A 26,676-nucleotide genomic window follows, 5' to 3' on the forward strand; every position below is an offset into this window, starting at 1 on the left:
ATGACGCTGTCCAGCCAGAAGGCATTCGATTCACTACTCTCGATGGCGCAGAACATGCTGCGACTCTCGGCGGAACGCGCGCAAAGCACGGTGACTCCCGAAATGATCGAGAAAGAGTTGAACAAACTCTCGATCGTGATGGCGGAGGACTTCGAACTAGTTGATCGTGAAGCGTTGATGGATGAATTGATCCGTCGCTCAAGCCATACTGTCGGCGACAATGCGACCCTCTCCAGCGGCGAAGATCACATTCCCTGGCTCGACGCGGAGCGCAAGAAGGGCTGGACCTACTGGCGCCGCTATTCGGAGTTCATGGAAACCAGGATTCCGTGGAACGCACTTGATGCTCTCGATGTGGCAACTGACGAGGTCCTTTCGCAGCTTGAGGATCCAACACGGGAAGGGGCCTGGGATCGACGCGGCCTTGTCGTCGGTCATGTACAATCTGGAAAGACCGGGAACTACACTGGCCTGATCTGCAAGGCAGCAGATGCAGGTTACAAGATTATCATCGTTCTTGCCGGCCTGCATAACAATCTCAGATCCCAGACACAGATCCGTATGGATGAGGGTTTTCTCGGCTTCGCGACAATTGCGGATGCAGACGAACTTCCGGCGGTTGGTGTCGGACTCATTGACAGCGACACATCTGTCCGCCCGAATGCCGCAACAAATCGCAGCGACAAGGGGGATTTCAACACTGCTGTTGCAGCCAAGATGAACATCAGCCCGGAGCAGCGGCCCTGGCTTTTCGTGGTCAAGAAGAACAAAACAGTGCTTGAGCGCCTGGTGCACTGGATTCGCAATCGCGTCGCCAACCATTTCGATCCGGTCACAGGCCGCAAGCTCGTCACGAATCTTCCGCTGCTCGTGATCGACGATGAATCCGATCACGGATCAGTCGACACCGGCGAAGATGTAGTGGACGAATTTGGCAATCCCGACCTCGAACATGAGCCAAAGACAATCAATCGGCTTATCCGGTCGATCCTTCATCATTTTTCCCGAAAAGCTTATGTGGGATACACCGCCACGCCTTTCGCTAACATATTCATACACGATCGTGGCGAGACGCAGGAACACGGGCCCGACCTTTTCCCCGCGGCTTTTATCACCGCGCTAGCGGCACCATCAAACTATATCGGTCCCGGTAGGGTCTTCGGTTCCGCCTCCAGCGCGCCTGACGACCTGCCACTGGTCCGGCCGCTGGCCGATGAGGACTTCGAGCCTTGGATTCCTCCACGGCACAAGAACGGCTATCGTCCCCGCTGGGAAGGAGAAGACCGCATCCCGGATTCGCTTGCAGAAGCGGTCAGGTCATTTGTGTTTGCCTGCGCTGTTCGCGCGCTCCGGGGTCAGGGTAACAGGCATTCTTCCATGCTCATCCACGTCACCCGGTTTACTTCCGTGCAGAATGTGGTTGTAAACCAGGTTGCAGAATACCTCCGCAATCTCAAGGGGCGATACACCCGTGGTATCGATCTCGCCGATCTCGAAGCATCCATGAAGAGCGAGTACGAGACAGCTTTCCGGCCCAATATGCAGCGAATCCGCAGTGCGCTGGTGGAGGGAGAGACGCTCGAAGACTTCAGCTGGGACGACTTGCGAAAAGTACTTCCGGATATCCTTTCAGACATCCGGGTGCGCGAAATCAATGGCACCGCGAAGGATGCGCTGGACTACGCGGAGAACGAGGGTACCGGACTCAAGGTGATCGCCATCGGTGGCGACAAACTGGCGCGTGGCCTTACACTCGAGGGGCTCTGCACTAGCTACTTCCTGCGAACTGCACGCATGTATGACACGCTGATGCAGATGGGCCGGTGGTTCGGCTATCGGGATGGCTACCTCGATGTCTGTCGTCTCTACACGCCGACAGAGTTAACAGAGTGGTTTGGCCACATCGCTGATGCTGCCGAGGAGCTGCGTCAGGAATTCGACAATATGGTTGCGGCAGGTGCAACACCGAAACAGTTCGGTCTTCGGGTCAAGTCCCATTCGGTACTGACTGTTACATCACGCGCCAAAATGCGAAACGCACGTGCAATGCAGCTGACCTACTCCGGAGATCTGTTGCAGACAATTGTCTTTCCAAACCGGAAGGATGACATCACAGCCAATTTCCGCGCTGCGGAGCGCTTCATACAAGCTCTGGGGTCGCCGCTCGACCTGAATCAGCAGTATTTCGTCCCAGACGGACAAAAGTGGAGCGGCCACCTGTGGAGGGACGTGCCAGTCTTGAACGTGATCACATTTCTTCGCGAGTATAGGACCCATCCTGCAAGCTTTCGGATCATGAGCCCTCTCATCGCCGACTTTATCGAAGAGATGAACAAGGATCAGGAGCTGATCAACTGGACTGTAGCGATGATTGGCAAGGAAAGCGGCCCGGATGAAATCAGCCGCATTGTCGGCGGCTGCGCGATCAACATGCTGCAGCGCAAGCGTACCACCGAACATGCTGACCGCTATTCGATCAAGGCACTGACTTCGCCCCGAGATCAGGCCATCGATCTCACCGAAGATCAATGGACAGCCGCCCTCGAGCTCAGCCGGAAAATCTGGCGCAATGATGTGGACCGCAATGAGGGAAAGGACCCTCCAACGGAACCCCGGGGACCACAGATCCGCCGGATTCTCGGCGAGGGCAATCCTGATACCGGCCTGCCTCATCGTCGGGATCGCGGACTGCTGATGCTCTATCTCCTGGATCCGGCCGGGGCCAGTGTCCCGGAACTCGCTGACGCAGATCCCATCGCTGGGTGGGCAATCAGCTTCCCGTCGAGCACATCGGAGCGAAGGGTTTCGAATTCGAAATACATGGCCAACAGTGTCCTGTGGGGAGGACTAAATGACTGGGTGGAGTGAGGAAGGGCTCTCACGGGCCTGGAGGGCGCTCGCGCGCCAGGAGGCAGGTGAGGACTGGCGTTTTGTTCACCTCACGAAGATGGCTGAGGTTTCGGTGGAGGCTGGCTGCCACTTTCCGGCAGGGCGTGAGGCACTGATAGTCACTTTCCCCGGGGCATGGCCGGTCAATCCGGCGCGCCTTCCGGAGGGCAAGGGCTTCGATGTCCACTGTATTGCAGGTCAGCAGGCCTTCGCGGGGCAGACTGCGATCGCTCTTGTGCGGCGTGTCGAGGGATCGCCAGACATCTTCGCGGTCATGGCGGTGGACGTGCTGCGAACTCTCGGCGCTGCGGCATCCACATCTCACCGCAACACGCTGGACTCCTTCCTCGAGAGGGTCAGGGAGTGGCAGGCGTTCATGGCCAAAACCCACCGGCCGCTCTCGCCCGACGCCCAGGTCGGGCTGATGGGAGAACTCTGGATGCTCCGGTTGCTGATGGAATCCCCGCTTGGGGTGGGGGCTCTTGACTGCTGGCACGGGCCACTGCGCGCCGCCCAGGACTTTCACGTGCGCGCGGGCGCCATAGAAGTGAAGAGTACCGTACGCACGGGCGCCTTTCTTGCTCGCATCAACAGCATCGAGCAGCTGGACAGTGAGCGGACGCCGGTTTTCCTGTGTGCAATGCGCTTCGAGGAGAGTACAGAAGGAACCTCGCTTGTTGACCTCGTAACCGCTCTTCGCGGCAGGTTCACAGAGGCAGGAACTGTGCGAGGCTTCGAAGCCCTCCTGATGGTGATGGGCTATCTTGATGAGCATTCTTCACTCTACGGGCGCTCCCTCGTGCTCAAGGACGCCAGGGCCTTCCTCTCGGATGGTAACATGCCACGCCTGACGCGGGCCGCCTTGCCAGCTGCAGTCCGCTCAGCGGCATATGTAGTCGATCTCGACGCCGTTGAGGTTCCTGCGGTCGCGATTCCGGACGTATTGCAAGCATTTGGACTGAATTGATATGAACCTCGAAGAATTTCACCGCAACTTCCGTTCTGACGTCCAACAGACTGTCGCAGACCGTGTTCGCGCTGACGACGGCCCCTTTCCTTCCGAAGAGCTTGTCTTTTCGGAGACAGTCATGGAACACGTGGCAGAAACAGTAAGTTGTGAGACACCGGTTGTATGCCACTGGAATGGCACGATCGGAAACGCGAAGCTTCGCATCACCGGTTATGCCCTTTCTTCTGATGAGACGGCTCTGGATCTCTTCGTTTCAAACTACTTCGGGACCGAGGCGATAAGTGACCTGACCGATGCAGGTGCAGTCGCAACCGCCACTGAAGGCATCCGCTTCCTGTTCCGCGCTGCAGGGGGAAACCTCGAGAGCCGCATAGATCCCACGCACCCGGTTCGTGATCTTGTTTCAACGATCCGGTCAAGATGGGCTAACCTTGATCGTCTCCGCGTGTTTGTAATCACTGACGGGCGCACAAAGGCAAAGCGGTTCGCTGACAAGGAAGTCCACGGCAAAATGGTCGCTGTGGAGGCGATGGACATCGAACGCCTGTTCCGCCACACCGAAGGCAAGCCGAGAGATGAACTCTCGCTCAGCCTTGTCCAGTCGGTCGGACGCCCGCTCCCATGTGTTCATGTCCCCGATCCCGACGCTGACTATGAATACGTGCTCACAGCAATCCCGGGCCAGATCATCAGGGATCTGTACCTCCGGTTTGGCTCAAGACTTCTTGAGGCAAATGTACGTACGTTCCTCGGTACGAAGAAAACTGTGAACAGGGGCATCATCGAAACTCTCAGGATGGAGCCCGAACACTTTCTGGCCTTCAACAATGGTCTGGTTCTTGTCTGTGACAGGGCAGAATTCGAACAGACCAAAGATGGATACATCGGTCTTTCATTTGTCAAGGGCCTGCAGATAGTTAATGGCGGTCAGACCACTTCCACCATCTACTTTGCATCCCGCGATGACCGCACCATCGATCTCAGCCACGTCATGGTGCCTGCAAAGATAATCATTCTGAAGGGATCAGACGACGACGCCCGCGAGAAGCTGATCAGCAACGTATCGCGCTTTGCCAACAGCCAGAATGCAGTCAAACTGTCAGATCTGTCTGCAAACCGGCCATTCCATGTTCAGCTCGAGAAGCTGGCGAACGAAACCTGGTGCCCTGACGGCTCGGCGAGGTGGTTTTACGAACGTGCTGCAGGCGCATATAATGTGATGTTGCTGCGTGAGGGCACCACTCCTGCTCGCCGCAACAAGCTGAAGGAGATTGTCTCCCCAAAGCGCAAGCTGACCAAGAACGATATCGCCAAGTTTCACGAGGCCTGGCGTGGCAAACCCAGTCAGGTGGCAATGGCAGGTGAAAAGAATTTCGCAGCATTCATGGCCGCTCTGGATGAAGACCCCTCGATTGTGCCCAATCCCCTTGATACGCGCTGGTATCATTCGATGATAGCCAAGGTCATACTCTTCAAGTCCATAGAGAGCATGATCAAGACCAAAGAGGCAAAGACGGTTTTTCGGCAGGGTTGGGTCAATATTGCAACCTACGTTGTTTCGGTCGTGGCAGACCGATTAGGCGACCGGCTTGATCTTGAACAGATCTGGCTCCGTCAGGACATTTCCTCGGGTCTCCGCGATCTGTTGTGGGAGTGGGCTCTGGTTGTGAATTCGGTCTTTGGCAGCATCGCTCCGGGACAGCAGATTTCGGAAGTAGCGAAGCGCATCGATACTTGGAACAGGGTGCGCGCTGCCACATTTCCAGAACCGAAGGCTAACATTCCGGAACTCAGACAGCCATCGCACTGATCAAGTTCGACTTGCTGATCTGGCGATGAGCTGGTGTCATCGTAATTGGTGCCACGCTTTCCAGCGGTTGCGCAAAGCTTCCCGCGACGGCGATAGATTACCAAGATCTTCGTAGCCGTGTCGGCGTACGCGCGTATCAAGATGAATCGCCAATGTGTCAGGATGGATGACCATCAGGTTCAGGTCGAACAAGGTATGCATATCCGTCCGAAGTAGCAGTCCGTTCTCGGGGTGATTATCCTGCTCGCTCCGATATGGCCAGATGTGGGTAAGCGTCCGGTCTCGGCCGCCTTGTTTTGGTAACAACACACGTGCCATTGTATCGCCTGATGAGCGTGTTTCGGAATAAGCGCTGCCCTCTTCGCGTGGCAATCTCTCGCAGCACTCGTCTCCTCTGATTAAGCGTCGAAGGTTCAAATGGCGCTTCGGCACTGTCCTCAGCTGCATCGTCCGGCTTCAGTGCAGAAGTCATCGCACATACTGACACAGCCTCGGCAGCCCTCTTGGAGCGAAGTTGTAGTAGTACCTCAAGCCCGGCAAGGTCCAGCTCCTCGATTGAGATCTGGTCATTTGGACGGAGAGCCAATCCTTTGAGCTGCTGTGCCGTAATCCCCTCTGGCAGTTGTTGAAATGTGTCCCCGAAATCGGCGGTGTATTGGACTACGGCTTCCTCCATAGCTATTGGAGTACCGAATACATGCCCCTTTGCACAGCGCCAGGGTGGGCTCATCGTGGGTCGCCGTTTGATGCTCGTAGTGTTACACTCCGGGCACCGCTGAATAATCTTGGTTCCGGGTTCTTCCGAGATGGAAACTATCCGGGCCAACCCCTGCGCCACTTCGCGGTCCCGGACTACGACGAGGTCTCCGGAAGCCAGCTGCCGATGATTCGCAACGTTGCTGTCGTAGCGGTACTGGCGCCCGGGCATATCGGCGTAACCAGTGTTACCTCCGTACTGCCGGTCGTCACCCAGAGTGATGATGCTCCAAGCCCTTGCCATGCTCACTATCAATCACGTCTCTCGGGATGGAAATCGCCATGATCTCAATTCGGCCGCGACGTTGAAGTCTTTGCTTCCGCTTTCCCCCTTGTACTTCAAACAGCCGGGTTGATGATATCAACGGGCGGATGCAGTGCAAACCCTCGCCAACCACAACAACAGGCAGAGAGCCTGCAGATCGACAGAACAGTGGACAAACATAGAACAATCTTTTGGCAGGCGGGAAGTTTTGTGACACCCTGTCCAAAATCATCCCAGAGATGATTCGGGGTGCCCATGCCGAAAAAACCAAAGACCCACCTGAAGGACCTGCGGGAACGCGCAGGCCTGAGCCTTGCCGAGGCCGCCTTCCGGGCCGGGTGCAGCGAGCGCCAGATGCGGCGCTACGAGGACGGCACGCACGAGCCCTCCCCGCTCTATGTGAAGCTCCTGGAAGAGGAGATAGCGCGACGCGCGAAGCACGAGGCAGGCCCGCCCGCCTTCACCTTCATTGACCTCTTCGCCGGTATCGGCGGCCTGCGGCTGGGCTTCGAGAGCATCGGCGGCAAATGCGTGTTCACCAGCGAGTGGGACAAGTATTGCAACGAAACCTACCGCGCCAACTTCCCAGGCGATGACCACGAGATTGCCGGTGATATCCGGCCTTATGGCGAGCACCCGGAGAAGATACCGAAGTTCGACGTTCTCCTGGCAGGTTTTCCCTGCCAGCCGTTCTCCATTGCAGGCGTCTCCAAGAAAAACGCCCTGGGGCGGCCGCACGGCTTCGATTGCGACAAGCAGGGCACGCTGTTTTTCGAGATCGAGCGGATTATCAGGCACCACCGGCCCGCCGCCTTTCTCTTGGAGAACGTGAAGAACCTGGAGCGTCATGACAAGGGCCGCACCTTCGCGGTTATCATGGACACACTGACCCGCGAGCTGGGCTACAGGACGGTGAAGCACCGCGTCATCAGCTCTGACCCCTGGGTGCCACAGAAGCGCGAGCGCATCTTCATCGCAGGCTTCAGGGACGAGAGCAGCTTTACTTTCGAGAACTTCGAGCCGGATGGCCCGCACCCGCGCCTAGGCAGCATCCTGAACGGCCATAACCGTGTGCCGGAGAAGTACACTCTCACCGCCCATCTCTGGCAGTATCTCCAGGACTACAAGGAGAAGCACGCCAGCAAGGGCAATGGCTTCGGATGCAGCGTGTTCGGTCCCAACGATGTGACCCGCACGCTGTCAGCCCGCTACTACAAGGACGGCTCTGAAATCCTCATCGAGCAGAAGGGTACCAGACCGCGCCGCCTCATGCCCGACGAGTGCGCAAGGCTTATGGGCTTTGTGCATCATGACGGCCGCGACTGGATTATCCCTGTATCCGATACCCAGGCGTACAAGCAGTTCGGCAATGCCGTGGTGGTGCCGGTGGTGAAGGTCGTGGCGCGGCACATGGAGCCGCATATCCTGGAGGCTGTGGCGCGTGACCGGAAGAAGGTGACCCCCTTCCCTGCCCCGCCGAAGGCGGAGGCCGTGAAGGCGAAGCCGAAGAAGAAGGCCGCGCATGGCTGATATCGTCGCGCCCGAGGTCCGCAGCCGCATGATGGCGGGAATCCGGGGGCGCGACACCAGGCCGGAGCTTGTGCTCCGCCAGGGTCTGCATCGGGCCGGATTCCGCTACCGGCTGCATGTGAAGGGCATTCCCGGCAAGCCTGACATGGTGTTTCCGAAGCACCGCGCGGTAATCTTCGCGCACGGGTGTTTCTGGCACGGGCATGACTGCGCCCTCTTCAAATGGCCGTCGACCCGGCAGGAGTTCTGGCGCACCAAAATCACCGGCAACGTGGCGCGGGACGCGAAGGTGAAAGAGAGCCTGCTGGCGGCAGACTGGCGCGTGCTCACCGTCTGGGAATGTGCACTGAAAGGGCCGGGCAGGCTCACGGCCGGGGACGTGATTGCCCGGTGTGCTGCATGGCTGCGCTCAGCACGGCAGCACGACGAGATAAGGGGGACGAAATGAGCCCGGTCCGCAGAGGCCTTGTGTCCGACCTTTTTGAAGGCGTGGTGGCCAAGCGGCTCACGCTGGTCGAGACGGTCACAGAGCGGTCCAACCAGCATGAGTTTCAGGGAACGGAGCCGCTACGCGCCCTGTTCGGAGACGCCAACCGCAAGGGCATATCCACCCGTTTCATCCGCTTCACGACGGATGGCGACACCGTCAGCGAGGACGGTTTCATCAGTTGGTCCAACGTGCGCGAGGGCAAGCCCCGTGCCGCCGAGTATCACTGCTACTACAACGGCAATGCCGTAACGAACGCCATGCAGGTTGGCGAAACCCTGTTTCTAGCGCTCCGTCGCGACGGCACAGCGCTGGCCATCATCACGCCGCCCGACAGCACGACCCAGAGCCAGCTGGTCTGGCTGTTCGGTCTCACAGACGCAGCCGTGTCCGGCATCGAGTTCAGGGATATCGCCCACGAGCAGCCGAAGGAGCTGAGCCTTGCCGCCCGCTATGTGCTGGACGAGCTGGGCATCGTCATTGAGGAGGAAGGCGCAGACCTGGACGGCCTGACTGAGAAATTTGGCGTGGAGTTTCCGACGACACGGGTATTCTCGGAGCTGGCCCGCTCCTCTCTTGGCAGGGAGGTCGAGGCCCGCGACAATCCCGACACCGTATTGATGGCGTGGCTGGAACGCGAGGAGCTGCTGTTCCGTCGCCTAGAGCGCCGCGTGGTGGCCGAGCGCCTGAAGGGAGGCTTCATATCGGCCGGAGGCGAAGCCAATGTGGAAGACTTCATCGCCTTCTCTCTCAGCGTCCAGAACCGCCGCAAGGCTCGTGCAGGGCAGTCACTGGAGCTACACCTTGAGGCCCTTTTCAGCGCTCACGGTATCCGTTTTGCACGCGGGGGTGAGACAGAGAACAAGAACAAGCCGGATTTTCTGTTTCCCGGAGCGGCCGAGTACCGTGATGAGACCTTCCCCGTGGCCCGTCTCACCATGCTGGGAGCCAAGTCCACACTGAAGGACCGCTGGCGGCAGGTACTTTCAGAAGCCCGCAGGATCGAACACAAGCACCTTGTCACACTTGAGCCTAGTATCTCGGAAGCCCAGACGAACCAGATGCAGGCCGAGAAACTTCAGCTGGTAGTGCCGAAGCGGATTCAGGAGACATTCCGCGTCGGACAACGGACGTGGCTTATGACGGTATCGGATTTTGTCGGGTTGGTGAGAGAGCGGCAGGCATTATGACCAGTTTCCCGCCTTATTGTGCCGCTTCTCCTGTGTGTTAGGCTACCAGCATGCCAAAAGAGGAAATCCCCATAAATCCGGCTATAGTCACGTGGGCGCGCGAGCGCTCCGGCTTGACTGTTGAGGATGCAGAGCAATCCTTCAAGAATATTGAAGCTTGGGAAGCGGGAGAAGTATTTCCCTCCTATCCCCAGCTTGAGCAGATGTCTGAAGCGTTCAAGATTCCAATAGCAGTTTTCTTTTTCCCATCCCCACCTTCGACTCCTCCGATAGCGGAAACATTCCGCACCTTGCCGGACGCCGAGTTCTCACATCTTCCCAACCAGGTCAGGCTTCTTCTCAGGAAGGGCAAGGCGATGCAGATGAACCTTGCGGAGTTGAATCAGGGGCGCAATCCGGCCGAGAGGCTTATAACCCGTGACCTGACCTTTCCCCCACAAATTGGCGTGGCAGACATGGCACGCGAGGTAAGGGAATATCTCGGCATTGACATTGAAACCCAGAAGTCTTGGGAGGATGCAGATACAGCGCTGAAGGAGTGGCGCAGCATCCTGCTCAAAGTTGGGGTCTACGTATTCAAGGAAGCTTTCAAGGCCAGGGACTTCTCAGGCTTCTGTCTGTATGATGAATTGTTCCCGGTCATCTACGTCAACAACAGCGCCTCGAAGACCAGGCAGATATTCACTATTTTCCACGAGCTGGCGCACCTCCTCTTCCATACCAGCGGCATAGACAAGATTCACGACGACTACATTGCCAAACTGGACGACCAGTCCCAGAGGATTGAGATCCTCTGCAATGAATTTGCAGCCCGCTTCCTGGTACCTGAAGATGCATTCAGCAAGGAGCTTCTGGGCAAGCAGCCAACCGAGGCATCGGCAACGCAGATTGCATCCCTGTTCCATGTCAGCAGGGAGGTCATCTTCCGTATGTTTCTGAGCCGACGGCTCATCACGGAACAGGTCTATACTGAGGCAGCGAAGCGTTGGGCAGAGCAGAAAAAGGAAGGAAGCGGAGGCGACTATTATCGGACCAAAATCGCCTATCTCGGCCGGGATTACATATCACTCGCATTCAATCAGTATTACCGCAATCGCATCGATAGAGAGCAGCTTGCGGAATACCTCGATACCAAGCCGAAGAACCTTGGTGCTCTTGAAGAGTATTTTGTCCGGGGTGGTGCATAATGTACGTGTTCGATACCTCCCCGCTGTCTGCGCTCTTCAAGAACTACTACCCTGCCCGCTTCCCATCGCTATGGACCAAGTTTGACGGGCTAGTCACGAGTGGCGCCGTTGTATCAACGCGAGAGTGCTTCCGGGAACTGGTAGACGGCCCGGTTGAAAGTGCTGTGCAGTGGGCCTCGGATAACAAGCATATATTCGCCACTCCTGTTGCCGATGAAGGCAAATTTGTTGCGCAGATTTATGGTGTGCCACACTTCCAGCAGAACATTGAGGCCCAAAAAATTCTGAAAGGGGGCAAGAATGCAGACCCCTTCATTATCGCCAAGGCAGCTGTGGAGAAACGGTCAGTTGTCACAATGGAGCAGTTCAAAACCAACGCTGCAAAGATTCCGAATATCTGCAAACACTTTGGCGTTTCGTGCCTGTCACTTGAAGAATTTATGGAAGCTGAAGGTTGGAAATTCTAGCGTGCCGAGCCCGCATGAGCACCTCTTGAAATCTGTGGTGCGGGCGGCCTAACGTATCTTCCAAGACAGGCTAGGTGACAATTCCAATGGAAGATGACGAAGCATTTACAGGAAAAGCCGCTCCAAAGAACCCCAGAGCAAGTGCGCGTGGAAAACTTCGGCGCCGTCTGATGTGGCTTCAAGCATCCCTTCATGAGGTTGAACTCACTATTGAAGAGGTATTCTCCGCTCCGGGAAAAACATACAAGAAGGAGGAGCTCGAGCGGATAACGACTGCGATAGCAGATTTCCGCAATGTGACAGGTCTGACTGGAGACGGGCTTCCCCAAATTTCGCCAATCTCTAATGAAGCGCTTGAAAGGGCACTCTTCGGCCTTGGTGACAGCCTAGCGCCATACGAAGCCAACACAGCCCCGCTCATTGCAAGTATCGGTTTGGCAAAAGACGACGACCCGGAGTAATTCGGCACGACAATCTTCACTGCAGAAGGTTTAGCCGCTCTGCATGCTGTTTCATAAGTCTCTAATGGCGCAACAGACCATTAGTCTCTATTGATCAATCTCGTGCCTGTTTTACAAGTCTATTGCAGATCACATTGTCCGTTTTCTTCCAACGGTCGCTTTGCCAAGTATTGTTATAAATGCTGTTCAAGAGGTCCGACGGGAGCATATCGCAGTCACCAGTTCTGCGCGAAGTACTGAGCCCTGTCTTCCATGACCCCCATTATGCGAACGGCAGCACACTCATTTCTGGCACCTCACTTGCTGTCAGTGAATAGAGAACGGCGCTATTACATCTTCATTCGCGAGTTGAAATATCTGACGGAAAGGCAGTTAGCTGATTCGCTGCCGTCATTTCTGTATGATCAGGTCACGAAATGCTACAAAGGCGCGATTGGTCTCTGCGGCGCGACGTGCCTTCTCCTCCAGGACTTCGATCAACGACACCTTGCGTGAGAGGACCTCGTACAGATCAAGCCCGTCGGCGCAAATCAGATTGGTTTGTCGTCCACGCGAAAATGCCTCCAACCCGTCGGCCGAGAAGCCGGAATTGCTGACGAACAGACCGCGCGACCAAGAGGCTTTGCCGGCGACCTTCCCAGAGAACGTCATCAAGTCGGCGAATCCAATCTGCGGCCCATGCCACTTAGCTTCCACCAAATAAGTCTGTCCCTGCAGATTAAAGCTGCCGTCGATCTGCTCGCCAACGAGGCGAAACGCACCGCGTGGCGCCAGCATCGACCCGCGTCGGAGTTAGGCCGAGTGTGAGCGGAACGGCGTGCTGCTCACCCGCGATGGCGATCAGGCGGTCGCTGATCCGCTGCGCGGTAGCAACCACCTCGGCATGGCCGGCAAGCTCGGCTTGCGCCTCGTTTACTTGATCTTGGATTTCGTCGCGAGCGTCTTCGTCAAGCGAAGTGGCCAACTGTTCGATCAACGGCCTCAGCGGCGAATTTCGCCAGCTCGACAGGTCTTTCTCGGCGTCGCGCAGCGCCACCTGAACGTCGAGCGGTAGCATCCGGCGCAAGGATGACCCGATCGCCATATCGGGATCGTCGCCGCCGAAAATGACATACTCGTAGTCGGCCAGACTTTCGGGATTACGGCCGAGATTTCCCTTTGGCTGGAAGCGGTAAGTGAGACGCGCGACCATGGGCGGGCCTGGGTCCACTACGCAGTCGTTAAGGTGCGCCATCAGGCGCGGGTCGCCGGTGAAATCGGTCAGATCGACAGAGATTTCGATCGTCTCGCCTAGCTTGTCCTCGTTCAGGACGTCCCAGAAGTGTTCGAGGCCGAGTTGGCGATCACGCTCCGACAGCCCAGGATCGAGGATCAATTGCAAGGCGCGAATGAAGTTGCTTTTCCCAACCTTGTTTTCACCGACAATGACAATGCTGGAGCCAGTCTTTACTTCAAGGGCCGAAAAATTGGCGAAGTTCTTGATCGTAATCGATGATATGTGCAATGCATTACACTCTATGTTCGGAAACTGAGACAACATACCCCGAAGTAAACTGGCGCGAATAGGTTTTTCGATAAGACTTCGTATTGACGCTGGACTTCCTTCTTAAAGGAAGCATTGCTGTTGATCACTGCGTTCCAAAACCTAGACGACAACAGCAGAGGACGCCCGCTATTGCGGGCTTAGGGTGGTACGAGGGCTGGATTGGCCAGCCATCGAGCTCAAGGAGCACCACCATGGCAAAGAAGGCAATCAAGTCCAAGAAGCAGGCAGCGAACAAGACCCAGCAGATCCTCGGATTGCTCCAGCGCCCAAATGGCGCATCGATCCCCGAACTGATCAAAGCCACTGAATGGCAAGCGCACAGCGTGCGCGGGTTCCTGGCCGGGACGGTCAGGAAGAAGATGGGCCTGGATATCACCAGCAGCCGGGAGGATGGCAAGGACCGCCGTTATCGCATCGCCGGAGCCCAGTGATGGCTTGTCAGAAGCAACATGGCATCGGCAAGGCAGCGCCCGACACAGAGGTTGGGCGCCAGTTGCTGCAGCAGATCCACATGCTGCAGGACAAGAGTATTGCCCAGTTAAAGTCACAGTGGAAGGAGTTGATCAGTTCAGAGCCGCCGCGGCATGCGAAGCGGAGTTTCCTGACGCAGACGATTGCGTGGGAGCTCAAGGCAAATACCTTCGGCAAGCTGAAGCCCGGCATCCACCGTCAACTCCTGCAAGCGGGTCGTGGTGGAGGAGATGAGAAGCCGCTGGTGTCAGAGTTTGCGTCTCCGATCTTGCGCCCCGGAGTAAAGCTGATCCGGGTCTGGAAGGGCGTGACCCACCATGTGCTGGTGACGGAGGATGGCTTCCTCTGGCAGGAGCGCTCATGGCGCAGCCTGTCGGTCATCGCCCGAGAGATCTCCGGCACGCCGTGGTCCGGGCCGGTATTCTTCGGTCTGAAGAAGTCGAAGACTGTTCGTGACGGGATGCGCAGCACTCTCGGGGTCGATGACGGCATTGGGGACCATTCTTTGGGCATCGATAAGGTGGCGTCCCATGGCTAGCCCACCCAAGACCGTCCGCTGTGCCATCTATACCCGAAAGTCTTCCGAAAAAGGCCTTGAGCAGGACTTCAACTCGCTGGATGCCCAGCATGAAGCCTGCGAAGCCTACATCAAGAGCCAGAAGCACGAGGGCTGGGAAGCCGTTCATCACAAGACGGGCCGCCTGACGCTCAATGTTCTGCTCTCCTTCGCTCAGTTCGAGCGCGAGGTCACCGGCGAGCGCATCCGGGGCAAGATCGCAGCCTCCAAGAAGAAGGGCATGTGGATGGGAGGCTGCGTCCCGCTGGGTACCGGGTCGAGAAGCGGGAACTGGTCATCGACGAGCAGGAGGCCCAGCATATCCGGACGGTCTACGAGAAGTACCTCGAGCTTGGCTCGGTCCGCTCCGTAAAGGATGCGGTCGATACCTTGGGCATTACCAGCCGCCCCACCTCAAGGACGTCTGGCAGCTTTCTGGGCCGTGGTCACATCTACCGCATCCTGACCAACCCCATCTACATGGGCAAGATCTCGCACAAGGGTGTCTTGAGCGAGGGTCAGCACAAGGCGATCATTGAGCCCAAGACTTGGCAGAAGGTGCAGGAGATGCTGCAGGCCAACAATGCCCGGGAGCGGGACCAGCCCAATGCTGCGGTATCGAGCCCTCTCGCCAGCATCATCTTTGATGAACAAGGTAAGCGGCTCACCCCCAGCCATGCGGTCAAGGGTGGCAGGCGGTACCGGTACTACATCTCGAATGTTCTCGTGCGCGAGCCGGGCAACACAAGCGGCATCAGATTATCGGCGCCCGAGATTGAGACTGCGGTCTGCCAGATCATACACGGCGTTCTACGCGATACCCAGCAGGTGGCATCGATCATCGCAGCGCCCGATCCATCGCCATCCGAAATTGAAGAGTTTGTTGGCCGAGCCAAGACGTTCGTCAACAGCATCACCAAGAAGCCAGCCTATGAACTGCTGATCGGCCTCAAGCCCGCGTTGGCCCATATCGTTATTGGGACGCAGCAGATCATCCTGTCGCTAAAGCGAAGCGCCTTGGAACCATTGTCCGTGGCGCACCAGGACAACAGTCTCACGGAGAACTCATCGCAGTATCAAGCGCGACGAATGACCTCCTCACCCTCTCACTGCCGATCCGCGTAGGACGGCGCGGTCGCGAGACTCGCATCATCCTCCAAAGTGGCCAAACCCGGCAGCGGCCTGTCGACCAGTCACTCGTCACTATGATCGCGCGGGGCTATGCCTGGTGGCACCAGATTGCCGTTGGCGAGGTGAACTCAATGCTAGACATCGCCAAGCGTGAGAAGCTCACCGACAGCTATGTGAGCCGCATCGTCACGCTCGGGTTCCTCGCGCCAGACATCATTACTGCAATTCTGGAAGGCACCGCCCCTGCAGAACTGACAGCCAACCGACTGCAGGCGCTTCATGATCTCCCGCTCGACTGCCCGAGCCAGCGGCAGATCCTCGGGTTTGCAGCTGCGGGATAAGTCGCAAGACCATCCGGTGAGTGAAGAGGCAGCTTTCGAACATGGCGCTGCCTTCACACGTTCCGGTCTCAATATCTGGCTGGGATCGACGACCGCCTGGCCTATAAATCCGAAGAGCGCACCAGCTTCTCGCTTTCGATGAATTGCTAGGCAGTTGAACGATAAATGTCGTGGAACCCGATGCTCATGACTTTCACTGACTGCATCACCCCATGATGGTTTGCATCGGAGATCTTGACTGCCGAAACGCCAAACTAAGAATTCCGAGCAGATCGGCGCGAAAATCCAAGTTGTCTCGGGTGCGGTTCGAAGACCCCGATGCTAGCCGACGCAAAGCAGGCCCAATCCGCAGGCTTTTTGCGCTACCGACGATACACCTAAGGAATTTATGAAAACACTAGGAATTAATGACGGACCAGATGGAATTCGAACAGAAGGTACAGTCCCTCTTTCTTCCAGCTTTCCACTCGACTTCCTGCCGAAAGGAAGCATGTGTGGGGACACGACGCCCGGCCAATTGGCTGACAGCGTCGATAGCCCGCCCCAAGCGGGCTTGCGGTGGTGGGAGGCTTTGGCCTCCGGAACAGGAGAACCACCATGACCATCAAGAAATCTGGCTCAACCTCGAAGCAAACCAAGAATTCAGCGCCTGGCACTCGTTCGAAGCAACCCGCCAAGAAGCCGCCTCCCGCACCTCTGAGCAAGTCCCAGACCATCCGGGCGCTACTAGCTCGTCCGCAGGGAGCGACCACCTCGGAACTCTCGGAAGCTACCGGCTGGCAGGTTCATAGCGTGCGAGGATACCTGTCGAGGACGTTGAAGAAAAAGCTTGGTCTCATGCTTGATTCGTCCAAGGACGAAGGTGGCCGCCGTTATTGGCTCACCGAAGCTGTCCGCTCATGAGTAGGACGGAAGAGCTCTTGGCAGGACTAGCCGGGGCGGATCTGCAGAGCCTGCGGGACGAGTGGAAGCGTCTTTCTGACGACGACGCTCCGCCCCCCATGAGCAAGGAACTGCTCAGGCTTGCCATCGCCTACAGGAGACAGGAACAGGAGTTCGGCGGCTTGAGCCGCCGGACCTCCACCCGGCTGAGGGCACTGCGCAATGGTGGCAATACGAGTGTGCACCTGAGTGGCGAGGCCTTGCCCCTGAAGCCGGGCGTCAAGCTGCTGAGGGAGTGGCAGGGCAAGGTTCATGAAGTTCTGGCTCTGGAGGACGGCCGATTTGCCTACGGTGGAAAAGTCTGGAGATCGCTGAGCGAGATTGCCCGGGAGATCACCGGAGTGCGCTGGTCTGGTCCCCGATTTTTTGGGACCCGGGATCGGAAGAGGACAGGGCCCCATGGCTGAGCGTCCAGTCATTCGCCGCTGTGCGATCTATACCCGGAAGTCCTCCGAGGAAGGGTTGGATCAGGCCTACAACTCCCTTGCGGCGCAGCGAGATGCCTGTACGGCCTACATCGCCAGCCAGAAGCATGAGGGCTGGACCTTGGTCCCAAAGGCCTACGACGATGGCGGCTTTTCAGGCGGCAATCTCCAGCGGCCTGCGCTTGAGGAACTGATGGAGGATATCAGGAAGGGCGAGATCGATATCATCGTGGTCTACAAGATCGACCGGCTTACCCGATCCCTAGCAGACTTCGCCAAGCTCACGGAGGTCCTAGACCGGCACAACGTGTCCTTTGTGGCCGTCACCCAGCAGTTCAACACCTCGACATCAATGGGTAGACTAACGCTCAACGTGTTGCTCTCCTTTGCCCAGTTCGAGCGTGAAGTGGCCGGCGAGCGCATCCGCGACAAGATCGCCGCTTCCAAGAGGCGGGGTATGTGGATGGGGGGCCATCCGCCGCTTGGCTATGAGGTGAAGGCGAGAAAGCTGGTCGTCGTTCCGGAGGAGGCCAAGACCGTACGACACCTCTTCCGTCGCTACCTGGACCTTCGTTCCGTGCAGCTCCTGCGCAGGGAGCTGGATAGCTCCGGGACACGATCGAAACGCAAGGTCTTGCAGGATGGCTCGGTGGTGGGTGGTGTGACCTTCTCCCGGGGCGCCCTGTACACGATTCTCAAAAACCCGCTTTACCGGGGCCGGATCCAACACAAGGGCGAGTGTTTTCCCGGGGAGCACGAGCCAATCATCGAGGAGAAGCTGTTTTCGGAGGTCCAGCGGGTCTTGGAACAGCAGGGGCCCGGAGATGAGGCTCGCCGCAAGCTGGCCTCACCTGCCCTGCTCAAGGGGCTGGTGTTCGACGCTCAAGGCGAGCGGCTGCAACCAACCCATTGCAGCAAGGGGAGAACGAAGTACCGGTACTACACTTCGAAGTCGTTGTTGAAGGAGGGGAGGCCCCAGGCGACGAGCGGATTCCGGGTTCCCGCTCCTGACCTCGAGATGATCGTCATCCGTTCACTGGCGGGCCACTTGAGAAACCAGCAATGGGTTGCTGCTCTCATACACAGTCCCAGAGACCTTCCGCCCGCACTGCAAAAGGCACAGGGCATTGCGGTCGATATCGAGAGGCAGCCGATCATTAACACCGGGATGATCGGCGACCTCGTTACCCGCATCACCATGGATAAGAGAAACTTACATCTCAGGATCAACAGGGACCGGCTTGTCGCCCTCCTCACCGGCCGGCACCCCGAGAAGACACAGTCGCCGCTGAATAGTCTGCCCCTCGAGATCGACATCACCAGCCACCTTCTCCGGTGTGGGAAGCAGGTACGCCTGGTGATCGACGAAACCGGGGGCCAGCCAGATTCCGACCCTCACCCCCGCCTTGTCGGCGAAATCCTGAGAGCCCGTCGGTGGTTCGATGCGCTCTCATCCGGAGAGGTCCCGACCATTGCAGCGCTAGCGCAAGCCGAGGGCGTCTCGGCGTCCTACATCAGCCTGAAAATCAGCCTCGCCTTCCTGGCACCAGACATCGTTGAGACCATCATCGACGGCATGCAACCGATGTCGCTCACGCCGGAACGGCTCAAGAAGGCCTGCCCACTGCCCGCTTCCTGGGAAGAGCAGCGCGCCTTGCTGCTGGCCTGAACTCCACTCCAATAGTCAGTCTTTATCGCGACGCATCTATTGGAAGCGGTTCTACCCCCCTATCAGGATGCGCAGCACTGCGCGTCATAACCGGAATTGGGGGCAGCAGAGACTTTCCGAGTGAAATCCACCAGGCGGAGCGCCAAGTTCGTCTCTCCGGCATGCCTGCCGCCCCCTGTCCGGTCCAAGCCCCGGAAATGTCGGAGAGTTCTCCGACAGCTGTCATTCTCATGGTTCGACGTGGATGGATTGGCTGGGGCGGGAGGGATCGAACCTCCGAATGGCGGAATCAAAATCCGCTGCCTTACCGCTTGGCGACGCCCCAGCAGTGCGGGGTTCCTATAGCCAGAGGAACAGTGCTTGCCTAGCCCGAAAAGCGCCGCTATAAGCCGCGCCGAGCCAAGGACGGAGTGTAGCGCAGTCTGGTAGCGCACCTGCTTCGGGAGCAGGGGGTCGGAGGTTCGAATCCTCTCACTCCGACCATTCGTAAAAGTCGGCGCGGGCGCCCTGAAGCCCCGCGCCGTTTTCCGTTCCGGAAGTGGTCAGTGGCGGGAGAGCAGCGCCCAGGCGGCGGGGAAGCCCAGGGCCGCCACCGCGGCCTTGACCACGTCACCTGCGATGAAGGGAAGAAGGCCGAAGGCAATGGCCTTTTCAGCCCCGATCCAGGCGGAGAGCCAGAGAAGGCCCGGCATGTAGAGCACGGCGGCGCCCAGCAGCATGGCGGCGAACATCCTGGGGGCCGACCGGTCCCAGCCGCGCTCGGCCAGGAACCCCACGACACAGGCCGCGGGGATGAAGCCCAGCACATACCCGAAGGTCGCCAGCATCACGCCGGACTGGAATCCGGCGAAGACGGGAAGCCCCACGGCTCCCTCGAACGCATAGAGCGCCAGGGTTGCCGCGCCGAGCCTTGCGCCATAGGCCGCCCCGATCATCAGCACGGCGAGCGTCTGCAGCGTCATCGGCACCGGCAGCATCGGCACGTTGACCTGTGCTGCAGCCGCGACCACCAGCGAGCCCAGGATTGCGAGGACCGCGCCGCGCCCGAGGGAAGCCCCGGAGGCGGGCCACAGGCGGTCGGAAAGAAGGCTGGTATTCATGGTCGTTCACCCCTACCCTGTTGAAATCATGCCGTTCGACAGGTTTATAGGGATGCGGTCCCTGCGCCGCAACTCATCATGACCGACCTTCGCTTCGACCGCGACTTCGACCCCGCCCCGGGCGTGGCCGTTCCGCTCTCGCCCACCGTGCGGCGGGTGCTCGCCGGCAACCCCAGCCCCTACACCTTTCGCGGCACGTCGACCTTCATCGTGGGCAAGGGGCAGGTGGCGGTGATCGATCCCGGACCGGACGACGAGAACCACCTCGAAGCCCTGCGCCACGCGCTGCGGGGCGAGACGGTCACCCACATCCTCGTCACCCATTCCCACGCCGATCACTCCCCCCTCGCCCGGCGCCTCAAGGAGATGACCGGCGCCCGCACCTTTGCCTATGGACCGGTCGAGGCTCCTTCCCCCACCGGACTCCGCCTCGATGCCTCGATCGACCACGACTTCGCGCCGGACGTGAGCCTCGCCGAGGGCGATGCGGTGACGGGCCCTGGCTGGACGCTCGAGGCGGTCTTCACGCCAGGCCACATGTCGAACCACATGTGCTTTGCCCTGACGGAGGAGAAGGCGCTCTTCGCCGGCGATCATGTGATGGCCTGGGCGACCAGCGTGATCGCGCCGCCCGATGGCGACATGGGCCAGTATTTCTCATCCCTTCGCAAGCTCCTCGAGCGCGAGGACCAGGTCTACCATCCAGGCCATGGGCCCTCGCGGCGCGAACCGCGGGCCTTGGTACGCGGCTATCTCGCGCACCGCCGCATGCGCGAGGAGGCGATCCGCACGCGCGTCGAGCAGGGGGCCCGCACGCTGGGCGAGATCGTCGCCGCCGTCTATGCCGAGGTCGACCCGAAGCTCCATGGCGCGGCGGCCCTCTCCGCCCAGGCCCACCTCGACCACCTCGTGGCGCAGGGCAAGCTCAGGGCCGCCGAGGGCAACTACGAGGCGGCATAGGGGAAATCATGGCCCGCAAGACACCCGAGAGCCTCCGCAGCGCCCGCTGGTTCGCGCCCGACGATCTCCGCGGCTTCGGCCACCGCTCGCGCCTGATGCAGATGGGCTACGCGAAGGAGGACTGGGCCGGTAAGCCCTTGGTCGCCATCGTCAACACCTGGTCCGGCATCAACCCGTGCCACGCCCACTTCCGCGAGCGTGCGGAGGATGTGAAGCGCGGCGTGCTGCAGGCCGGCGGTTTTCCAGTCGAGCTTCCAGCCCTCTCGCTGGCCGAAACCTTCGTGAAGCCCACCACGATGCTTTACCGCAACATGCTTGCGATGGAGGTGGAGGAGCTTATCCGCTCGCATCCGGTTGATGGCGTGGTGCTGATGGGCGGCTGCGACAAGACCACGCCCGGCCTCCTCATGGGCGCCACCAGTGCCGGCGTTCCGGCGGTCTTCGTGCCGGCGGGCCCGATGCTGCGCGGCAACTGGAACGGCAAGGTGCTGGGCTCCGGCAGCGACGCCTGGAAATTCTGGGACGAGCGCCGCGCGGGAAACATATCGGAAGCGGAGTGGATGGCGATAGAGGGCGGCATCGCGAGAAGCCACGGCCACTGCATGACGATGGGCACCGCCTCCACCATGACGGCGATCGCCGACGTTCTTGGCATGACGCTGCCCGGCACCTCCTCCATTCCCGCCGATGACGTCAATCACATGCGCATGTGCGCATCAGCCGGCCGCCGCATCGTCGAGATGGTGTGGGAGGATCTGAAGCCCGCGGACGTCATGACCGGGGCCGCCTTCCGCAACGCCATCCGCGTCGCCATGGCCATGGGCTGCTCCACCAACGCGGTGATTCATGTCATCGCCATGGCGCGCCGGGCGGGCCACGCGATCGGCCTCGACGACTTCGACGCGGCGAGCCGCATCGTGCCGGTCATCGCCAACGTCCGGCCCAGCGGCGAGACCTATCTCATGGAGGATTTCTACTATGCCGGCGGCCTCAAGGCGCTGATGAAGGCGATCGCGCCCCTCCTCGATCTCTCGCAGCGCACGGTGTCCGGCCGGAGCTGGGAGGAGGAGCTCGAAGGCGCAAGAGTACACAACGCCGATGTGATCCGCTCGATCGAGACCGCGATCTATCCCGAAGGCGCTCTCGCCGTGCTGAAGGGCAACCTCGCGCCGCGGGGCTGTGTGATCAAGCCTTCCGCCTGCGCCCCGCACCTGAGGAAGCATGCAGGCCCCGCCATCGTCTTCGACGACTACGCCGCCATGAAGGCTATGATCGACCGTGACGAATTCGAGGTGACGCCGGAACACGTCCTCGTCCTCCGCAACGCCGGGCCGCAGGGCGGGCCGGGCATGCCGGAATGGGGCATGCTGCCAATCCCGAGGAAGCTGGTGAAGCAGGGCGTGCGCGACATGCTGCGGATTTCCGATGCGCGCATGAGCGGCACGAGCTACGGTGCCTGCATTCTCCACGTTGCGCCTGAATCCTATGTGGGAGGCCCGCTCGCCCTGGTGCGGACGGGCGACATTATTGCCGTCGACGTCGCCGCCCGCTCGATCAGCCTCGAGGTGGACGAGGCTGAACTCCACCGCCGCAAGTCCGCGCTGAAGCCGCCGCCGCCCCGTTACGAACGCGGCTATGGCTGGATGTTCGCCCGGCACATCGGCCAGGCCGACGAGGGCTGCGACTTCGACTTCCTGAGGAGCGATTTCGGCGGCCCCACGGGCGAGCCGGCGATTTACTAGCTTCGCTCCCCCGGGAGGCCGATCCCCGTCATCTTCGCGATCATGCGGGCAACGGAAGCGTCGTCGTCGCGGCCCATGCCGGCGGCCGCGGTCATCAGGAACAGCTGCAGCGCCGTGGCCGCCACCGGCAACGGAAAATTTTCCTTCCGCCCCATGTCGCTGACGATGCCCATGTCCTTGGTGAAGATGTCGATGGCGCTCCTCGGCGAGTAGTCGCCTTCCAGGATGTGCGGCACGCGGTTCTCGAACATCCAGGAATTCCCCGCCGATGCCGAGATCACCTTGTAGACCGTGGCGAGGTCCAGCCCGAGTTTCGCTGCAAACGTGATGGCCTCGCAGGCCGCGGCGATGTGAACCCCGGCAAGCAGCTGGTTCACCATCTTGAATGCGGCGCCGATTCCCGCCGCGTCCCCCAGCTCATAGACCTTCGCCGCCATGGCATCGAGCGCCGGCCGCGCCGCGGCGAAGGCTTCCGCCGTGCCGGAGGCCATCACGGTGAGCTCGCCGGAAGCGGCCCTGCCTGCCCCGCCGCTGATCGGCGCGTCGAGATAGTAAAGCCCCATCGCCTGCGCCTTCGCCGCGAGCCGGCGCGCATCGTCGGGCGACATGGTGGGCGAGCAGATGACGACCCCGCCCTTCTTCATCGCCGCGGCAGCGCCTTTCTCGCCGAACAGCACCGCCTCGGCCTGCGCCGCGTTGACGACGACGACCACCACGATCTCAGCCTCCCGGGCCGCCTCGGCTGCGGATGAGAAGCCGCTGCCGCCCGCCGCCTCCAGCTTCTTCAGCGCCTCGGCGTTGAGATCCGCGCCCGTCACGGAAAAGCCCTTGCGCAGCAGCGACTGCGCCATGCCCAGCCCCATGGAGCCGAGGCCGATCACCGATACCTTCGCCGTCATGATCCAGAAACACCCCTCGAAAAATCAGGAAAACCGGTAGTCCTTGAAGCGCTCGCGCAGCTCCATCTTGGAAATCTTGCCGGTGGCGGTGTGCGGAATCTCCGCCACGAAGGCGACGTCATCCGGCATCCACCACTTCGCCACCTTGCCCTCGAGATGCGTCAGGATCTCCTCGCGCGTCACGGCGGAGCCCTCCTTGCGCACGATGACGAGGAGCGGCCGTTCGTCCCACTTGGGATGCGGAAGGCCGATTGCCGCGGCCTCGGCCACGCCCGCACAGCCCAGTGCGGCATTCTCGAGGGCGATCGAGGAGATCCATTCCCCGCCCGACTTGATCACATCCTTCGAGCGGTCGGTGATGTGCATGTAGCCATATTCATCGATGGTCGCGACATCGCCCGTGTCGAACCAGCCTTCGGCGTCGAATGCGGAAAGCCCCTCGCCCTTGTAATAGCTCTTCGCCACGCCTGGGCCCTTCACCTTGAGCCGGCCGAAGGTCTTGCCGTCGTGCGGCAGCGTGTTGCCCTCGTCGTCGGTGATCTTCATGTCCACCATGAACGGCGGCCGGCCCTGCTTCAGCTTGAGCCGCCACCAGGCCTCCGGCGGAAGCTGCGCCGCGCGTCCCGACTGCACGCCGAGCGAGCCGATGGGGCTCATCTCCGTCATGCCCCAGGCGTGGATCACGTCGCTCTCGTAGTTCTCGACGAAGGCCCTCATGATCGATTCGGGGCAGGCCGAGCCGCCGATCACCACGCGCTCCAGATGCGGCAGCCTCAGCGCCGGGTTCTGCTCGAGATATTGCAGCAGCATGAGCCACACCGTGGGCACTGCCGCGGTGATGCTGACGCGGCCCACCTCCAGCATCTCGTAGAGAGACTTGCCGTCGAGCTTCGGCCCGGGCATCACGAGGGCGGCCCCCGAGAGCGGTGCGGAGAAGGCGATGGACCACGCATTGGCGTGGAACATGGGCACAACCGGCATGGCCACATCGCGGCTCGAGAGCGCCATGGCATCGCCCAGCGCGCACATCAGCCCGTGCAGCACGTTGGAGCGGTGGGAGTAGAGAACACCCTTGGGATTGCCCGTCGTGCCGCTAGTGTAGCAGAGGCCGCAGGCGGTGTTCTCGTCGAACTCCGGCCAGGTGAAGCCCTCGTCGCCCTCGGCGATCAGGCTCTCGTAGCACACGGGGTTCCTGAGGCTCGTCGAGGCCGGCATATGGGCCTCGTCGGTCATGATGACGAAGCCCTTGACGCGCGGCAGCTTCTCCTGCAGCGCCTCGAACAGCGGCACGAAGCTGAGGTCGATGAAGATCCACTGGTCATCGGCGTGGTTGACGATGTAGGCGAGCTGCTCGGTGAAGAGCCTGGGGTTCAGCGTGTGGACGATGGCGCCGAGCCCCATGAGGCCATACCAGATCTCGAGGTGCCGCCAGCTGTTCCATGCCATGGTGGCGATGACCGAGCCCATTCGGAGGCCCAGCCGCCGCCCCGCGGCCGAGGCGAGTGCCCGGGCGCGGCGGCTCACGCCCGCATAGTCGGTGCGGTGGAACGGCCCTTCCACCGAGCGGCTCAGGATCTGCGTTTCCCCGTGCCAGCGCGCCGCGTGATCGAGCACGCGGTGAACGAGCAGCGGGAAATCCTGCATCAGGCCGCGCATGGTGTCCTCCGTTACCGGCCGTCACCTTCTAACGGCAAAAGGGCACCTCCGCCAGATTACGCAACCGGTGGTCTAGGTCAGCTTCGGGGGTCGATGGGCGTGATGGCGCCGAGCCCCAGCACCTGCTCCGCGAAGCGCGCGCCTGCGAGAAGGCGCGCCTCGCCGCGTCCGGGCGCCACGATCTGGAGCCCCACCGGAAGCCCTTCACGCGTGAAGCCGCAGGGGATCGAGATCGCGGGCGAGCAGGTGAGCGTGATGGCATGCACGATCATCAGCCAGTCCACGTAGGAGTCGAAGCTCACGCCTTCGCACTCCGTCACGTATCTCTGCTCGATCGGGAATGGTGGCACGATGGTGGTCGGGCAGAGCAGAAGGTCGTAAGTGTCGAAGAAGGCCCGCATGCGCCGGAACATCTCGCCGCGCTGGGCTTCGGCCCTGGCGATCTCGGCGCCGGTGAGCCTGAGCCCCCGCTCGATGTTCCACACCACCTCGGGCTTGAGCAGGTCGCGGTGCTTCTCGAGGAGCGGCCTCATGTTGGCATAGGACAACGCCCTGAGCGTCTGCGCGCACTCCCGCGTTTCCCTGAGATCGGGATGCGCCTCCTCGACGATCACCCCTTCGTTGGCGAGCTTTTCGGCCGCCGCCATGACGAGTGCGGCAACCTCCCGGTGAACCGGCGGCAGGCCGAGGTCGCGCGACACGGCCACGCGCCGCGGCTTCCACCCCGAGCGCGCCGCCGTGAGATAGGATGTGCCGTCGGAGGGAAGCGAGAGGGGGTCCGCCGGCTCTTCCCCCACCATGGCGTCGAACAGCAGCGCGAGGTCCTCGACGTTCCGCGCCATCGGACCTTCGATGCCGAGGGTCGAGTCGATCTTGGCGAAGACACTCGCCGCCACCCGGCCGGGCGACGGCCGCATGCCGGTGACGCCGCAGAAGCTCGCCGGGTTGCGGAGCGAGCCGCCGAGGTCCGAGCCATGCGCCACCCAGGCCATGCCGGTGGCAAGCGCCGCCGCCGCCCCACCCGACGAGCCGGAGGCGGAGCGCGCCGTGTTCCACGGATTGCGTGTGGCGCCGAACACCTCGTTGAAGGTGTGGGCGCCCGCCCCGAATTCCGGGGTGTTGGACATGGCATAGACGATGCCGCCGCGGCCCTCGAGATGGGTGACGAGAAGGTCCGAGGTTTCGGCAACGTGGTCGCGGTAGATGGGCGAGCCCTGCGTCGAGCG

General features: G+C 60.4%; 25 protein-coding genes and 2 tRNA genes. 19 read left to right on the top strand and 8 right to left on the bottom strand.

Translation table 11 applies throughout. The annotated features are described in order from the left end of the window. Genes ACK4HL_RS01595 through ACK4HL_RS01605 form a run of 3 tightly spaced genes read left to right on the top strand, consistent with a single transcriptional unit; the run spans window position 1 to window position 5,669 of the window. The gene (locus tag ACK4HL_RS01595; protein WP_409756060.1) at window positions 1–2,868 is read left to right on the top strand and encodes a Z1 domain-containing protein; all 2,868 of its coding nucleotides are present in this window, start codon (window positions 1–3) and stop codon (window positions 2,866–2,868) included. Next, window positions 2,852–3,856, top strand: a complete 1,005-nt coding sequence (locus tag ACK4HL_RS01600; protein WP_409756062.1) for a PD-(D/E)XK motif protein — start codon at window positions 2,852–2,854, stop codon at window positions 3,854–3,856. Before ACK4HL_RS01595 ends, ACK4HL_RS01600 begins: the two co-directional genes overlap by 17 nt. Window position 3,857: 1 nt before the next feature. Then, window positions 3,858–5,669: an AIPR family protein gene (locus tag ACK4HL_RS01605; RefSeq protein WP_409756064.1), complete on the top strand. Its 1,812-nt coding sequence runs from the start codon at window positions 3,858–3,860 to the stop codon at window positions 5,667–5,669. 36 nt (window positions 5,670–5,705) lie between these two features. Here ACK4HL_RS01605 and ACK4HL_RS01610 read toward each other — a convergent pair whose 3' ends face one another. Continuing rightward, on the bottom strand, window positions 5,706–5,987 hold the full coding sequence (locus tag ACK4HL_RS01610; protein WP_409756066.1) for an HNH endonuclease: 282 nt from the start codon (window positions 5,985–5,987) through the stop codon (window positions 5,706–5,708). 958 nt (window positions 5,988–6,945) lie between these two features. On the opposite strand from ACK4HL_RS01610, the gene dcm reads away from it, so the two are divergent. From dcm to ACK4HL_RS01640, 6 genes are all read left to right on the top strand, one after another. Continuing rightward, window positions 6,946–8,220 (top strand): DNA (cytosine-5-)-methyltransferase, encoded by a 1,275-nt coding sequence (gene dcm / locus ACK4HL_RS01615; RefSeq protein WP_409756068.1) that lies wholly within the window; start codon window positions 6,946–6,948, stop codon window positions 8,218–8,220. Next, entirely contained in the window at window positions 8,213–8,668 is a 456-nt protein-coding gene (locus tag ACK4HL_RS01620) for a very short patch repair endonuclease (RefSeq protein ID WP_409756070.1), read from the top strand. The genes dcm and ACK4HL_RS01620 overlap by 8 nt, the downstream gene beginning before the upstream one ends. Then, on the top strand, window positions 8,665–9,897 hold the full coding sequence (locus ACK4HL_RS01625) for a type II restriction endonuclease (RefSeq protein ID WP_409756071.1): 1,233 nt from the start codon (window positions 8,665–8,667) through the stop codon (window positions 9,895–9,897). Before ACK4HL_RS01620 ends, ACK4HL_RS01625 begins: the two co-directional genes overlap by 4 nt. Window positions 9,898–9,947: 50 nt before the next feature. Next, complete coding sequence (locus tag ACK4HL_RS01630) at window positions 9,948–11,084, top strand: ImmA/IrrE family metallo-endopeptidase (RefSeq protein WP_409756074.1); 1,137 nt, start codon at window positions 9,948–9,950, stop codon at window positions 11,082–11,084. Beyond that, window positions 11,084–11,551: a PIN domain-containing protein gene (locus ACK4HL_RS01635; protein ID WP_409756076.1), complete on the top strand. Its 468-nt coding sequence runs from the start codon at window positions 11,084–11,086 to the stop codon at window positions 11,549–11,551. Before ACK4HL_RS01630 ends, ACK4HL_RS01635 begins: the two co-directional genes overlap by 1 nt. Window positions 11,552–11,637: 86 nt before the next feature. Further along, window positions 11,638–12,012: a hypothetical protein gene (locus ACK4HL_RS01640; RefSeq protein WP_409756078.1), complete on the top strand. Its 375-nt coding sequence runs from the start codon at window positions 11,638–11,640 to the stop codon at window positions 12,010–12,012. 390 nt (window positions 12,013–12,402) lie between these two features. On the opposite strand, the gene ACK4HL_RS01645 is transcribed toward ACK4HL_RS01640, so the two are convergent. Both ACK4HL_RS01645 and ACK4HL_RS01650 read right to left on the bottom strand, forming a co-directional pair. Beyond that, complete coding sequence (locus ACK4HL_RS01645) at window positions 12,403–12,789, bottom strand: restriction endonuclease (protein WP_409756080.1); 387 nt, start codon at window positions 12,787–12,789, stop codon at window positions 12,403–12,405. Then, window positions 12,731–13,552 (bottom strand): AAA family ATPase, encoded by an 822-nt coding sequence (locus tag ACK4HL_RS01650; protein ID WP_409756082.1) that lies wholly within the window; start codon window positions 13,550–13,552, stop codon window positions 12,731–12,733. Before ACK4HL_RS01650 ends, ACK4HL_RS01645 begins: the two co-directional genes overlap by 59 nt. A gap of 197 nt (window positions 13,553–13,749) precedes the next feature. Between ACK4HL_RS01650 and ACK4HL_RS01655 the strand changes: the two genes are divergently transcribed. From ACK4HL_RS01655 to ACK4HL_RS01685, 7 genes are all read left to right on the top strand, one after another. Continuing rightward, window positions 13,750–13,989 (top strand): DUF3489 domain-containing protein, encoded by a 240-nt coding sequence (locus ACK4HL_RS01655; protein WP_409756084.1) that lies wholly within the window; start codon window positions 13,750–13,752, stop codon window positions 13,987–13,989. Then, a complete protein-coding gene (locus ACK4HL_RS01660) occupies window positions 13,989–14,567 on the top strand; it encodes a DUF2924 domain-containing protein (RefSeq protein ID WP_409756086.1) in 579 nt (192 codons plus the stop codon). The genes ACK4HL_RS01655 and ACK4HL_RS01660 overlap by 1 nt, the downstream gene beginning before the upstream one ends. A 261-nt stretch (window positions 14,568–14,828) precedes the next feature. Then, the gene (locus ACK4HL_RS01665; protein ID WP_409756088.1) at window positions 14,829–15,710 is read left to right on the top strand and encodes a recombinase family protein; all 882 of its coding nucleotides are present in this window, start codon (window positions 14,829–14,831) and stop codon (window positions 15,708–15,710) included. Window positions 15,711–15,847: 137 nt separating this feature from the next. Further along, window positions 15,848–16,057 (top strand): hypothetical protein, encoded by a 210-nt coding sequence (locus tag ACK4HL_RS01670; RefSeq protein ID WP_409756090.1) that lies wholly within the window; start codon window positions 15,848–15,850, stop codon window positions 16,055–16,057. Between the two features lie 597 nt (window positions 16,058–16,654). Continuing rightward, window positions 16,655–16,960 (top strand): DUF3489 domain-containing protein, encoded by a 306-nt coding sequence (locus ACK4HL_RS01675; RefSeq protein WP_409756092.1) that lies wholly within the window; start codon window positions 16,655–16,657, stop codon window positions 16,958–16,960. Further along, entirely contained in the window at window positions 16,957–17,406 is a 450-nt protein-coding gene (locus ACK4HL_RS01680; RefSeq protein WP_409756093.1) for a DUF2924 domain-containing protein, read from the top strand. Before ACK4HL_RS01675 ends, ACK4HL_RS01680 begins: the two co-directional genes overlap by 4 nt. Next, window positions 17,399–19,093, top strand: a complete 1,695-nt coding sequence (locus ACK4HL_RS01685; protein ID WP_409756094.1) for a recombinase family protein — start codon at window positions 17,399–17,401, stop codon at window positions 19,091–19,093. The genes ACK4HL_RS01680 and ACK4HL_RS01685 overlap by 8 nt, the downstream gene beginning before the upstream one ends. 250 nt (window positions 19,094–19,343) lie before the next feature. Here ACK4HL_RS01685 and ACK4HL_RS01690 read toward each other — a convergent pair. Further along, window positions 19,344–19,418: transfer RNA gene (locus ACK4HL_RS01690), tRNA-Gln, on the bottom strand. Window positions 19,419–19,499: 81 nt separating this feature from the next. On the opposite strand from ACK4HL_RS01690, the gene ACK4HL_RS01695 reads away from it, so the two are divergent. Continuing rightward, window positions 19,500–19,576 (top strand) — tRNA-Pro (locus ACK4HL_RS01695). Window positions 19,577–19,635: 59 nt separating this feature from the next. Here ACK4HL_RS01695 and ACK4HL_RS01700 read toward each other — a convergent pair. Further along, window positions 19,636–20,193 (bottom strand): biotin transporter BioY, encoded by a 558-nt coding sequence (locus tag ACK4HL_RS01700; protein WP_409756096.1) that lies wholly within the window; start codon window positions 20,191–20,193, stop codon window positions 19,636–19,638. A gap of 78 nt (window positions 20,194–20,271) precedes the next feature. On the opposite strand from ACK4HL_RS01700, the gene ACK4HL_RS01705 reads away from it, so the two are divergent. Next, window positions 20,272–21,153 (top strand): MBL fold metallo-hydrolase, encoded by an 882-nt coding sequence (locus tag ACK4HL_RS01705; protein ID WP_409756098.1) that lies wholly within the window; start codon window positions 20,272–20,274, stop codon window positions 21,151–21,153. Between the two features lie 8 nt (window positions 21,154–21,161). Further along, entirely contained in the window at window positions 21,162–22,895 is a 1,734-nt protein-coding gene (gene araD / locus ACK4HL_RS01710; protein WP_409756100.1) for an L-arabinonate dehydratase, read from the top strand. On the opposite strand, the gene ltnD is transcribed toward araD, so the two are convergent. The 3 genes from ltnD to ACK4HL_RS01725 form a co-directional block, all read right to left on the bottom strand. Next, on the bottom strand, window positions 22,892–23,794 hold the full coding sequence (gene ltnD, locus ACK4HL_RS01715) for an L-threonate dehydrogenase (RefSeq protein ID WP_409756102.1): 903 nt from the start codon (window positions 23,792–23,794) through the stop codon (window positions 22,892–22,894). The two genes, araD and ltnD, sit on opposite strands and share 4 nt — an antisense overlap. Window positions 23,795–23,818: 24 nt before the next feature. Next, a complete protein-coding gene (locus ACK4HL_RS01720; protein WP_409756104.1) occupies window positions 23,819–25,450 on the bottom strand; it encodes a long-chain-fatty-acid--CoA ligase in 1,632 nt (543 codons plus the stop codon). A 77-nt stretch (window positions 25,451–25,527) separates the two neighbouring features. Continuing rightward, window positions 25,528–26,676 (bottom strand): amidase (locus ACK4HL_RS01725; protein WP_409756106.1); only part of this gene is annotated, 1,149 nt, incomplete at its 5' end.

The organism is Aestuariivirga sp. (assembly GCF_046294715.1).
Taxonomy (GTDB): domain Bacteria; phylum Pseudomonadota; class Alphaproteobacteria; order Rhizobiales; family Aestuariivirgaceae; genus Aestuariivirga.